This is a genomic window from Anaerohalosphaera lusitana, assembly GCF_002007645.1.
GTDB classification, from domain to species: domain Bacteria; phylum Planctomycetota; class Phycisphaerae; order Sedimentisphaerales; family Anaerohalosphaeraceae; genus Anaerohalosphaera; species Anaerohalosphaera lusitana.
On sequence record NZ_CP019791.1, the window covers coordinates 1,953,742 to 1,966,783 of the forward strand.

The window sequence follows — 13,042 nt, forward strand, 5'->3', positions numbered from 1 at the left end:
CTGCTACTGCAGCCATTGCTGGGCCAGGTTTGCGAGGTCCTGCATGTCGACTATGCCGTCGCGGTTGAAATCGGAGCTTTGCCATAGCCGGATGTAAGGATATGTCTGGTGGTGGCCCATGTTCCATGTGTTCTGCATGTCCCATGCTGCGTCGGTGAAGGTGTATATGTCCATAAGCTGATCGGTAGTTTTTGCGAACCCTCCGGAGCTTGTGGGTATGCCTGAAGTTTCGGTGTTCCAGAAGCATGCGGTTACTGAGGCGGAGTTTCTACCGACGAGTCCGCCGACATATGAGGGGGCTGTTCCACCGTTGACAGTGCCTGTGCTGAAGGAATTGATGCATTGCGAGCCCGAATAGTTCCAGCCGATTAGCCCGCCGAAATATTTTTTGAATGTGCCGGTGCCGGCGACCGAGGCATGCGAATAGCAGTCCTGTACGATACCCCTGTTGAGGCCGACCAATCCGCCGACGGAGCTGCTGCTGCACACGAGTGATCCGGTTGACCAGCATGAGCTTATTACGCTGTTGTCACCGGTTCTGCCGACGAGTCCGCCGGCTTCGCCCACACCAGATACTTCGCATGCTGCTGAACATCTGGTAATTGTGCCGTCATTGGTGCCGATGAGTCCGCCTGTGTAAGCTGCGTCGTTGACGGTGGCAGATGAAGAGCAGTATTCGACATTGCCGCTTGAGGAGCCGATTAGCCCGCCAATGTCCGAAGTGCCTGCAACCGTGCCCGAGATATGGCAGTTGATCACATCACCCGCAGCTAACTGACCGACCAGCCCTCCGGACATGCGATCTGCTGACACGTTGAGGGCGGTGATGTTTAGATTCGATATCCGGCCGCCGTTAATAACTCCGAAAAGTCCGATGAAATTGGTATCGGGCATCTGCAGCGATGCGCCTGAAATGGTGAAACCGTCACCGTTGAGGCTGCCGGTGAAGGGTGTAGTTAAGTTGCCGACCGGCTGGGGAGAGGCGGCCATTAAATCAATGTCCGACGTCAGTACGAAGCTGTTATCCCAGTCATTAACTGTGGTGCAGAGCTGCTGCCAGTCGGAGGGGGTTGCGATCTGGAAGGGATCGTTTGCTGTTCCAGTTCCGCCGCTATAGCCTGCAGCTAATGTTTGCAGCGACGTGATTATCAGTACAACCAAAATTGATGGTTTGGGCTTCATCATCCCTCTCCTAAAATGTGCTGTGGTAACTTATCTTACAACAAAGAAAAAGATGCTAAAGTATACAAAAAAGCAGGGGTAAAGTCAAGTGGTTTTGATGTAAGTTGCTGTGCGGCAAGGGGTTATGTTGGCAAAGTGTCATGAATGATCTTTTTGCGGTAATATGGTTATTGATATTCAGATGACTATGGGCTATCTTTTTGAGTGGCTCAGGGTGTTTGCTGGGTGAAAGAGGAGCCCGGACGGTTTGGGCATTCGATCGAATCGGAAAATGAACAGTGGGCATGTTAAAATTTCAGGGGTGTAAAGTGGTGTCTTTGGTGAAATCGGTTGGCGTGGTTGGGTTTGTTCTCATGGCTTGGGTGGGTTCAGTTGCTGCGGCGGGTCATGAGGTATTGGTTGAGGCTGAGAGTTTCGAGAATCGTGGGGGATGGGTTGTCGACCAGCAGTTTGTCGATCAGATGGGCTCGCCTTATCTGCTGGCGCATGGTCTTGGGGAGCCTGTTGACGATGCGGTGACGACGGTTGAGTTTCCTGCTGGGGGTTCGTACAAGATGTGGGTTCGCACGAAGAACTGGGCGCCCGGGGCGTGGCTTCCGCCCGGTCGTTTTCATGTTTTAGTAAATGGGTCTCAGGTCGGTGCGGGAACAACTTTCGGAATGAACACGGGCTGGGTCTGGCACGAGGGCGGTATTGTCCAGATTAAAGATACGTCGGTCGAGATCAGGCTCAGGGATTTGACGGGCTTTGACGGCCGGTGCGACGCTATTTATTTCAGCACGGATACCGATGCCCGCCCGCCGAATGATCTTGCATCGCAGCGATCATGGCGGAACAGGCTGCGTGGGTTGCCGCTGACGCCTCCGGACGGGGGCAGGTTCGATGTGATCGTTGTAGGCGGGGGCATAGCGGGATGCGGGGCCGCGTTGGCGGCAGAGGAGCGGGGACTGGATGTTGCGCTTGTGCATGATCGTCCGTCGCTTGGCGGTAACGCAAGCAGCGAGGTGAGGGTGCATACACTGGGCATTCACGGCAAGGGCAAACGCATACTCGAGAAGATCGATACGGAGCATTATCCGAACGGCAGTGCGAAGGCTATCGATGATGAGAAGAAACGGCACGATGCGATGAAGGCTGCGGACGGGGTTGAGATGTTCATGCCTTATCGTGCGTACGACGTTCAAACTGAGGGCTCGCGCATTGTGAGCGTTGACGCTTTTTCCGTGACCACCGGCAAGGCGGTTCGTCTGCACTCGGATGTTTTCATCGACTGCACCGGTGACGGCTGGATCGGCTACTGGGCGGGGGCCGAGTATGCATATGGTCGGGAGAGCAGGGATAAGTATGACGAAGGCTGGGATAAGTACGGCCATCTGTGGTCACCTGAGGAGGCGGACAATCGCGTGATGGGCAGTTCGCTTTTGTGGTACTCTAAAGAGGCTGCCGGCGAATCGAGCTTTCCGGATGTTCCTTGGGCAATGGGTGTTGCGAAGGATCATGCAGCGGTGGCCGGCGAGTGGTATTGGGAGTACAGCAGCGATGATATGCATGCGATCGACGATGCGGAGGAGATACGTGATCACATTCTGCGGGCGATCTACGGTTCGTTCGCTAACGCTAAGAACAAGCCTGAGAATGCAAACCGCAAGCTCGCATGGGTCGGGTACATACTGGGCAAGCGAGAGTCGCGACGGCTTGTGGGTGACTATGTTTATACGATGAAAGACGCAACCAGCGGGAAGAAGTTCGATGATACGGTCGCTGAGGAAATCCGTGAGATCGATGTGCATTATCAGCGAAAGCTGACGGACAGTCCTTATGATTTTCTGTCACGTGCACTTTACCGCCGGGTGTCGAAATACTATATCCCGTTCCGCTGTTTGTACTCGAAGAACATAAGCAATCTGATGATGGCGGGGCGGTGCTTCAGTTGTTCGCATATCGGGCTGGGCGGTCCGCGTGTGATGAATACCTGCGGGCAGATGGGGATCGCGACGGGGTACGCGGCGAGTTTGTGCGATAAGTATGACACGAATCCGCGAGGGGTGTATTCAGATCATATTGATGAACTGAAGGCGCTTATCGCGGGTACGGCTGAGCAGGTGTCTGGGGATTAGGCTCTCAAGATTGCTTGAGCCTGCCGAATAGAGTAAGTGCTGCGGTGTCGGTGATCTCGACCTTTGCGAAATTGCCCGCAAGCGACTCGGGGCCGTTGAAGACTACGATGTAGTCATGTGCTGTTCGGGCGATGAGTTGGGGGTGCTGCCAGCTTTCGTCTGTTGCGGCTGATCCGTCTGCGAGGGTCTGTGTATCGGCGTTGTTGAGATGCGGACGCGGGCTCAGGCCTTCGACCAGAACTTCGAGGGTTCTGCCTTTGAAGCGTTTATTGTCCTCTTCGGCGATGGAATTCTGCAATTCGAGCAATTCAATGTTCCGCTGTTTTTTTACTTCTGCAGGGACATTGTCTTCCAGCCGCTTAGTGGCGTGTGTGCCCGGGCGGGGCGAGTATTTGAATATGAAGCTGTTTTTGAAATGCGCATCGGTGATCAGATTTTTGGTCGCCTGGTAGTCCTCGTCCGTCTCGCCGGGGAAGCCTACGATGAAGTCGCTTGCGATTGCGACATCGGGTACGATCTGGCGGGCCTCTGAGATCAGGTCGAGATACTGCTGGGCGGTGTAGCCGCGGTTCATTGCTCTGAGGATGCGGTCCGAGCCGCTCTGGGCCGGTATGTGCAGATAGGGGGTTACTTTGCGGTTGTTGGCCATCGCCTGGAAAATCGCGGTGTCGAACTTGCCGGGATGGCTGGTGATGAAGTGTATCCATTTGATGGATTCGATATCCGCCACCATTTCCAGCAGATCCGCGAGCCTGTATGTTTTATCGCCTGCTTCGTAATGATATGCGTCGATGGTCTGGCCCAGTAGCGTGATCTGCTGGATGCCGTTTTGGGCGAGCTTTTTGATCTGCTCGATGATTGCTTGCGGCGGGCGTGATGTCTCCGGTCCGCGGACGTAGGGCACGATGCAGTATGTGCAGAAATTGTTGCAGCCACGCATGGCGCGGACGAAAGCCTGGTGCTTGATGTGGTTTTCGTCTGAGTCGTAGGTCAGCTCGAAATCGTCCAGTTCCTGTGAGACCTGCGAGTCCGTCTTCTGGCGGATCTTTTCGGTGACCGAGATCGCTTTTGAGCCGGTCGCAGCATCGGCGACGTCTTTGGGCAGGGCGTTCATTATCATTTCCGGCACCTGCGGTATGTGCGAAGGGCCGGCGACGATGTTGACTGCGTCGTGTTCAAGCAGGTCTTCGCCGACACGCTGGGCCATGCACCCGACAACTGCTACTACGATTTTGGGCCTGGTTTTCTTTAAGTGCTTCATATGGCCGAGGTTGGAGGTGACACGATCCTCGGCGTGTTTGCGCACGGAGCATGTGTTTATCAGGATAACGTCAGCCTGGGAGGCTTTTTCGCAAAGCTCGAAGCCTTTTTTTCGCAATGCAGTCACCACCAGGGATGAGTCGAGCTTGTTCATCTGGCATCCGAAGCATTTTACATGTAATTTTGGCGTTTTCATAGACGGGCAACTATACTCAATTGGTGAGCGATTTTCAAAATAAAAGGCGGTCTGCGGTGCGAAAATCGAAATCTCCTGGATAGAACAGGAGTTTGTGTGCATGAAGATTTTGAACTTTCTTTTTCTTAATGTCAAAAAAAGACTTGATTTATTGGGGCGAGTCCGATAAAAGAGTAAACGGTGAAGAAGTTTGAGAATAAAGGAGTTAGGAATTGGGAGTGAAGAGGGTGATAAATTCATTCCAAGAGTTACCGCAGATGGACCATGGTAGGGCAGGGTCCGCCCCAATTTCTCTTCATACCGATTTGGCAAGTTACTAATGTGTGCAGGCGTTTTGCGCGCTTTGAACCATATTATTACTTTAGTCGGGAGAAGTATTATGAGAAGAGTATTACTTGTGTTGCTCTTACTTGCATGTGTCGGCATCGTGCAGGCGGAGCAAAGGTCCATCAGCGTTAACTATTGTAACATGGACGGGGGCTGGGGCTACCATGACCACGTCATGCGTTCCAGTGACCCGTATGCCGGTTACGAGAATGAGCCGAACCAGGTTCCGCACATTCTGGCGACGACCGGATGGAACGAGTATGCCAATCCTGGTAACGGCGACACGTTTGCTGTGAATGACCATGCGGGCAATGCTACCGGCGCTACGCTGCTCGTTCAGAGTGATTTCGACTGGCATACCAGTTGGTATCAGAACATTGACAACACGTATCCTGATCTAACTGAGCGGCAGAGAAACGCACTGAGGCTGGTAGTTGGCTTCAACGGTTTCTATCCGGGCAACCATGAGGGGCCGGATCCCATCTCCACTATCCAGAAGGTTCCATATGGTAAGTACCACGTTGTGACTTACATGAACCCGAATCGTGAAGATGACGCTCAGTACATCAGTGTAGGCGGACAGGAATATTACTATCTGGATGAGCATGCTGACACGCTCAAGGCTCGCCTTCAGGCTGGCGGAGAAACTTACATTGAAGCCACAGACACAGAAGGTCCCGCTTCTGCACGTGCAAATGTAGCTCTCTTTACGGACTTGACGGATCCACAGATGGAGATCCTGTTCGAGACGCCTGCGAACAGCGGTATCAGTGCATTCCAGATTATTGCTGCCGAGGAACGCGAAGATGTTTGTGTTGTTCCTTCGCCCGAAGTAAACACCGTTGCAGTGCCTATTGATGCCGTTTTGAGCTGGACCAAGCCTACTAACTACACACCAACAAGCTATGATATTTATCTTGGCGAATACGGGGATCCAAACTGGGCCGTGGCTCCGGCAGCTACAGGGCTTACTGACACAACTTATGATCCTGTAGATTTTGATTACAACAAGAACTATGTATGGCGTGTAGACTCTACTGCTCCGGACGGCACGGTTCACACAGGTGACCTGTGGTACTTCCAGGCAGAAGGCGATCCGCTGATCGAGGTTCAGCCCCGTTCTATCGCAGTACCAGTCGGCGGAAGCTCTTTCTTCGAGATCCAGTCTATTCTGACTGACACTTACACATGGTATCACAGCACCGATGCTGCAGTTGACACACCTGATGATGACACAGAAGTTCAGTCCGGTCCATCTAACGTTCTGAACATCGAAAACTATCAGGAAACAGATGCAGGTTACTACTATTGTGTTCTGACCAACACGATCCCAGACAGTAATCCGGTTGCTTCGGCAGTAGCTTCTCTGGAAACAGGTAAGCTTGAGGCTTACTATCCATTTGACGGCGATCCAAATGATGCAACATCAGCAGGTTGGGATCTGCTGGCAGGTGATACGGATGATACCAATATCACCAACAGCTATGAGGCTGGTGCCATTGGCGATGCCATTCGGTTTGGCCGTGACACGGCTGACACAGTTTACATTCCCGGCAGTGAAGAATACTTTAACTTCTTCACCAAGGGCTTCTCGATCAGCATGTGGGTCAAGCCTGATGATTATGGACTTTCAAATGGTTTCATGACTTATGTTGCAAAACGCAGCGGAAGCACCGGCTGGAACATGCTTGATACAGCGTTCTACTATGGCCAGGGCTTTGAAGCCAAGATCTATCCGCTGGGCTTCAATACTGATTCAGGCAGACTCGATGACGGCGAATGGCACATGGTTACCTGTACCTACGATGCTGCTACCCAGACTCTGCGTGCATACGTAGATGGTGAAGAAGACGGCGGACCATCTGTTGGCGAAGGCATTGCGCATAGTACCCAGGTTGTCACATTCGGTTCTTACTATAAGACCGGAACAGGCGGCTGGGGCTACAATGGCCTAATCGACGACGTCAAGATCTACAACTATCCGCTCGATAACTTTGAGATCGCACAGCAGTACACGGCTGTATTTACAGACGTCAGTATTTGTGCGGAAGACCCACCGTATGACTTTGACGGTGACTGTGTTATAGATCTGGCCGACTTTGCGATATTCGCACAGTCCTGGCTCGAATGTAACCTCGTCCCTGATTGTTCATAAGCGTGACGGTATAGTATTAAATAGACAGTTATCAATTTTTGGAGATAACTCATGAATAAGAAAGTTCTACCACTAATCATGATATTAATGCTTGCGGTCACGAGCTATTCATATGCTGGTGTGGTCGCATACTGGTCGTTCGACGACGGGTCCGGAACAGTCGCAACTGACGATTCCGGAAACGGCGCGGACGGTGTACTTGGAAACGGCCCGACATGGGTCACAGGTAAAGTCGGCGGCGCCTTGCAGTTTGACGGCGTCGACGATGAAGTTGAGATACCTATAGACGGTGACGGCAACGCAACATTGAGCGGTGCCACCAACTTCACCGTTGCAGCATGGATACAGACGACTAGTACAGCAGGCGGTACTATCGTCCAGCAGCGTGATGAGCAGCCGGAGGGCTACTACGGTCAGTACAGATTCAGGCTGAATGATGATGGTACAATTAACTTTTACATTTACAACGGTGGTGAAGGTTTTAACTTCAACTCAACTGCCACAGTCAATGACGGTCAGTGGCACCATGTGCTGGCTTACAGGGACGGCACCGACGGCTACATCGTTATCGATGGAGTACAGGATGCTACCGGTACAGGCGACGGTCCTAAGGAACTGTGGCCGACTACAAAGGTTGGTATTGGTCGCGATATTCGTGACGATGCCAGTCCCATTGAAGCAACTTTGGACGAAGTCTACATTCTTGACGAAGCAGCGACTCCTGAACTCATCTCTGCACTGATGGGCGATGCTGCAATTCCTGCTTCACCTGCAAACGGGGCTGTACAGGTTCCAACAACCACAACTCTCGAGTGGACTCCACCTACGGTCGCTTCGGCAACTGGTTACGACCTCTATGTAGGCAGTGATGCAAGTACTTTGGCTTCTGTTGCGACAAATCTGCAGACAACCAGCCATGAACTGACGGGGCTTCAGTTCGAGCAGACTTACGCATGGAGAGTTGACACTCGCACGAGCGCAGGTACGGTAACCGGTCCTATTGCTTCATTTACCGTAAGGAACGCTGAGCCAGTTATCGTCACCCAGCCTGATCATAACCTGCTGACTGACGGTGAGACTGCCGAGTTTACTGTAGATGCACTTTGGGCCACATCTTACCAGTGGTACAAGGACAGCACGGCTCTGACCGGTGAAGCGGGTTCAACACTGACAGTTTCGGCTGTCACCGCTGCAGATGAAGGTCTGTACACTTGTGAAATGACCAGTGATGAAAGCGCTACGATCGTAACTACCGATCCTGCCAAGCTGGTACTCAAGAAGCTGATCGCTTACTATCCTTTCGATGGTACGCTTGCAGATACCAGCGGTTTCGGAAACGATGCGACCTATGTGGCTGATCCAAACAACACTGTGACGACCCCTTCATATGTCACCGGCCTTACAGGCCTTGGCAGTGCAATAGCATTTGAAGGTGCACTGGAAACCGGCGACGAAGCATATGTCGATGTGCCCGTCGCTGTTTTCGATGAAAGTGTACCGGCGCAGATCACTGTTGCATTCTGGTATTACGGTGACCCTGCTGTCATGCCTGCTAATAACAACGTCTTCGAAGCACGTTCGGCTAATGACGAGTCCCGAGTAATGGGTTCTCATCTGCCGTGGGGCAACAGCACTATCTACTGGGATGCGGGCAGCGAAGATCCGACGGCTGATGACTATAACCGCATCACATATGGTTCAGCCGGTACCCCCGAGCTGTTCAAAGGCCAGTGGAACTTCATTGCACTCACTAAGGATGCCGCAGAGGGTACTATGGCTATCTACATCAATGGGGTTAAGATGGCTGAAGGCGGCGGCCGTGAGACTACTATCAACGACATAGCTTCGTTCCAGATAGGCGGCGGTTTCGATGCAACTTATCATGGTTACATCGATGAGTTCCGCGTGTATAACTATGCTCTTGACAGTGTTCAGCAGGCTACATTGTATACTGATGTTACCGGCGAGAGCGTCTGTACCGAGGAGATCGCGATGGACCTGACGGATGATTGCCAGGTTGACATGGCTGATCTTCTGGAACTGATGGCTTACTGGATGGACTGTAATATAGTTCCTGACTGCGTTAATTAGTGGTTTGAAGCCTTAGAAGGGCGATTTGATGGCGGAACAGCGATGCTGTTCCGCCATTTTTTGTGTTATTTGTGTATAATTTCGCGGTCATAGTCGTTGCTAAGTACTTAAAAAAAACAACTATTGCAATTTTGACTGATATTGTTTTGCGACTGCCATTTTCAAGATATGATCTCGTGTCGGGCTTTATTATAGGGCAGAGAGGCTGCAAGTAAGTTTCATGTTATATCTCAGTAGGTGTGTTTTCTTATAGTAAATGGATAAAAGATTAAACAAAGTTATGAACCCTTGTACTTTTTATGCCGATAGCAGAAAATGTCTTGATGTGAAGTTTGTGGTTTGTTAGGATGACTTACAGTGAAGAAGAGAGTGAAGAGTAGGAATCTGGAATCAGGAGTGTAGAGTGATGAAGAGTTCATTCCAAAAGGCATATCTCATGGACTTTGCGGGGAAGAAGTCCGGCCTGGTTTCACTTTCTGCCGATCAAGTAAGTCTGTAAATATGATTTGTGGTGCGATTGCGCACTTTGGTAACATATTTTACTTTTTTAGTCGGGAGAAGTACTATGAGAAGAGTGTTTATTGTGTTGCTCTTAATTGCATGTGTCGGTATCGTGCAGGCGGAGCAAAGGTCCATCAGCGTTAACTATTGTAACATGTCCGGAGGCTGGGGCTACCATGACCATGTCATGGCTTCTAGTGATCCGTATGCAGGTTACGAGAATGAGCCGAACCAGGTTCCGCACATTCTGGCGACGACTGGATGGAATGAGTATGCCAACCCTGGTAACGGCGACACGTTTGCTGTGAATGATCAGGCTGGTACCGCTACAGGTGCTACGCTGCTCGTTCAGAGTGATTTCGACTGGCATACCAGTTGGTATCAGAATATCGACAACACGTATCCGGACCTTACCGAGCGGCAGAGAAATGCTCTGAGGCTGGTAGTTGGCTTCAACGGTTTCTATCCGGGCAACCATGAGGGGCCGGATCCCATCTCCACTATTCAGAAGGTTCCTTACGGTAAGTACCACGTTGTTACTTACATGAACCCGAATCGTGAAGACGATGCTCAGTATGTCGGTGTCGGCGACCAGGAATATTACTATCTTGCAGAGCATGCCGATACTCTGAAGGCTCGGCTGCAGGCTGGCGGAGAAACTTACATCGAAGCAACTGACACAGTTGGTCCTGCTTCGCAACGTGCAAATGTTGCTATCTTCACAGATCTGACCGATCCTGATATGGAGCTCCTGTTCGAGACTCCATCGAACAGCGGTATCAGTGCATTCCAGATCATCGCTGCTGAAGAGGCCGGCGACGTTTCGACGGCTCCTTCGCCCGCGACCAACAGCGTTGCTGTTCCCATCGACGCACTGTTGAGCTGGACAGCTCCTGCAAACTACACACCAACAAGCTATGATATCTATCTTGGCGAATACGGCGATCCAAACTGGGCAAATGCACCAGTTGCAAGCGGCGTTACAGCTACTACTTATGATCCTGTTGATTTCGATTACAACAAGAACTATGTATGGCGTGTAGACTCTACTGCTCCGGACGGCACGGTTCACACAGGTGACCTGTGGTACTTCCAGGCAGAGGGTGATCCTATGATCAACGTTCAGCCTCGTTCTATCGCGGTACCGGTGGGCGGAGACTCTTTCTTCGAGATCCAGTCAATTCTGACTGACACATACACATGGTACAAGAGTACTGACGCTGTAGTTGATACTCCTGATGACGACGTTGAGGTCCAGTCTGGTCCTTCTAACGTTCTGAACATCGAAAACTATCAGGAAGCTGACGCAGGTTACTACTATTGTGTTCTGACCAACACGATACCGGACAGTAACCCTGTTGCCAGTGAAGTCGCTTCGCTGGAAACTGGTAAGCTCGAAGCTCACTATCCATTCGATGGCGATCCTAACGATGCAGCGGCTGACTGGGATCTGCTTGCAGGCGAAACTGACGACAGCAACATCACCAATACTTACGAGACAGGTATTGTTGGCGATGCTATGCGTTTCGCACGTGACGCAGCAGATACGGTTTATATCCCCGGCAGTGAAGAGTACTTCAACTTCTTCACCAAGGGCTTCACGATCACAATGTGGGTCAAGCCCAACAGCTACGATGAAACTAACGGTTTCATGACGTACGTTGCAAAACGCAGCGGCGACACCGGCTGGAACATGTTTGACACTGCGTTCTACTATGGTCAGGGCTTCGAAGCCAAGATCTATCCGCTCGGCTTTAACACCGATACGGGCAGACTTGATGACGGCGACTGGCACATGGTTACCTGTACCTACGATGCTGCTACTCAGACTCTGCGTGCATACGTAGATGGTCTCGAGGACGGCGGACCATCTGTTGGTGAAGGTATCGCGCCAAGCACCCAGGTTGTGACGTTCGGTTCTTACTACAAGACCGGCACAGGCGGATGGGGCTACGGCGGTCTGCTTGACGATGTCAAGATCTACAACTATCCTCTGAGCTTTGAGGAAATCGGTACTGAGTATGCTCAGGTAACCGGCACGACTCTGTGTTATGCAGATCTGTTCGCAGACCTCAATGATGACTGCCAGGTCAATTTTGACGACCTGATGCTCATGGTCGGCGACTGGATGGGCGACACGACAGAATCTGATGCAGATGCAACAGGTCCTGCCCGTGTAGTCAACTGGAAGTTCGATGAGACAACAGGTCTCACGGCGACTGACTCGACCGGCAACGGTTTCGACGGTACGCTGCACAGCAACTTCACTGACGCAGCGTGGATCGCAGACGGCGGCCGTACAGGTCAAGCTGGTGACGGTGCACTGTACTGCAATGGTGATCCTAACATGTCAGTTATCGCAACTGGCGTTGATCCTGCAGCAGCAGGCGTTGGCGACATCTTCGTCGGTACTAACCCATGGTCAATCAACCTGTGGGTCAAGTTCGATGGCGATCCAGGTATGGTCAACATCGGCGGCTTCGGTGACTGCACATGGGACGATATAGCCGATACTTATGATGACCGCTACTTCGCAAGCTACAGCGGAGGTCTTGAGTTTGAATATGGTGACGGCGGGCTTTTCCCAGGCACATCTCTTGTTGGAGGTGAGTGGGTTATGCTGACAGTTACATATGACGGCAGCGAAGCAGCTATCTACCATAATGGCCAGCAGGTTGGCGGCCAGACAGTTGCCCTCGATGACGTCACTGACAAGGCGTTCAGGCTCAACACAATGGGCGATATAGTCTACGCCGGCGAAACAGAGGAAGTACCTCTGAAGGGTTGGCTGGATGACTTCACCGTATGGGATGGCGCTCTGAGCGCTGCTCAGGTAGCAGGCATGTACGAGCGTGAAGTATCTTGCTTCGGTGAGATGGCTTACGACGTCAACAATGACTGTGTAGTAGACATGACCGACCTTTCTATCATAGGCCAGGAGTGGATGGAATGTAATCTGCTTCCAACGACCTCTTGTAACTAAGAGTCGGTTCACAGGGGCTTTAACAGGTCTCTGAGTTATTGAAAGCCACCACGGCTCGCGTAATGCGGGCCGTGGTTTTTTTATGCCTGCACAAAAACTGTTCTAAAGATGACCGGCCGTTTCTATACTTGCTGTCGATTTACCAAGATCGAATATAACGGCCAACTCTTCTATACATGGAGTTTCTTTCATCTTGATGGGGAGTGAAGATAATTAGAAATTGTTCTAAT

6 protein-coding genes are annotated in these 13,042 nt (G+C 51.6%); 4 read left to right on the plus strand and 2 right to left on the minus strand.

What is annotated here, in order from left to right:
- Positions 1–3 precede the first annotated feature (3 nt).
- A complete protein-coding gene (locus tag STSP2_RS08020) occupies positions 4–1,182 on the minus strand; it encodes a GLUG motif-containing protein (protein ID WP_205848036.1) in 1,179 nt (392 codons plus the stop codon).
- Positions 1,183–1,493: 311 nt separating this feature from the next.
- Here STSP2_RS08020 and STSP2_RS08025 point away from each other — a divergent pair, with 311 nt between their 5' ends.
- Entirely contained in the window at positions 1,494–3,299 is a 1,806-nt protein-coding gene (locus STSP2_RS08025; RefSeq protein ID WP_205848037.1) for an FAD-dependent oxidoreductase, read from the plus strand.
- A gap of 4 nt (positions 3,300–3,303) precedes the next feature.
- Here STSP2_RS08025 and miaB read toward each other — a convergent pair whose 3' ends face one another.
- Positions 3,304–5,205, minus strand: a complete 1,902-nt coding sequence (gene miaB, locus STSP2_RS08030) for a tRNA (N6-isopentenyl adenosine(37)-C2)-methylthiotransferase MiaB (RefSeq protein WP_146661541.1) — start codon at positions 5,203–5,205, stop codon at positions 3,304–3,306.
- Between miaB and STSP2_RS08035 the strand changes: the two genes are divergently transcribed.
- The 3 genes from STSP2_RS08035 (at position 5,135) to STSP2_RS08045 (ending at position 12,812) form a co-directional block, all read left to right on the plus strand.
- Positions 5,135–7,237, plus strand: coding sequence for a LamG-like jellyroll fold domain-containing protein (locus STSP2_RS08035; protein ID WP_169853075.1), 2,103 nt, complete (start codon positions 5,135–5,137; stop codon positions 7,235–7,237). The two genes, miaB and STSP2_RS08035, sit on opposite strands and share 71 nt — an antisense overlap.
- 51 nt (positions 7,238–7,288) lie before the next feature.
- Positions 7,289–9,328, plus strand: a complete 2,040-nt coding sequence (locus tag STSP2_RS08040) for a LamG-like jellyroll fold domain-containing protein (protein WP_146661545.1) — start codon at positions 7,289–7,291, stop codon at positions 9,326–9,328.
- A 565-nt stretch (positions 9,329–9,893) separates the two neighbouring features.
- Entirely contained in the window at positions 9,894–12,812 is a 2,919-nt protein-coding gene (locus STSP2_RS08045) for a LamG-like jellyroll fold domain-containing protein (protein ID WP_146661547.1), read from the plus strand.
- Positions 12,813–13,042 lie beyond the last annotated feature (230 nt).

What these genes read in the sequence shown, in the direction of transcription:
- STSP2_RS08020 (WP_205848036.1), bottom strand. Translation starts at nt 1,182, where the DNA reads ATGAAGCCCAAACCATCAATTTTGGTTGTACTGATAATCACGTCGCTG.
- STSP2_RS08035 (WP_169853075.1), top strand. Translation starts at nt 5,135, where the DNA reads ATGAGAAGAGTATTACTTGTGTTGCTCTTACTTGCATGTGTCGGCATC.
- miaB (WP_146661541.1), bottom strand. Translation starts at nt 5,205, where the DNA reads ATGGACCTTTGCTCCGCCTGCACGATGCCGACACATGCAAGTAAGAGC.
- STSP2_RS08040 (WP_146661545.1), top strand. Translation starts at nt 7,289, where the DNA reads ATGAATAAGAAAGTTCTACCACTAATCATGATATTAATGCTTGCGGTC.
- STSP2_RS08045 (WP_146661547.1), top strand. Translation starts at nt 9,894, where the DNA reads ATGAGAAGAGTGTTTATTGTGTTGCTCTTAATTGCATGTGTCGGTATC.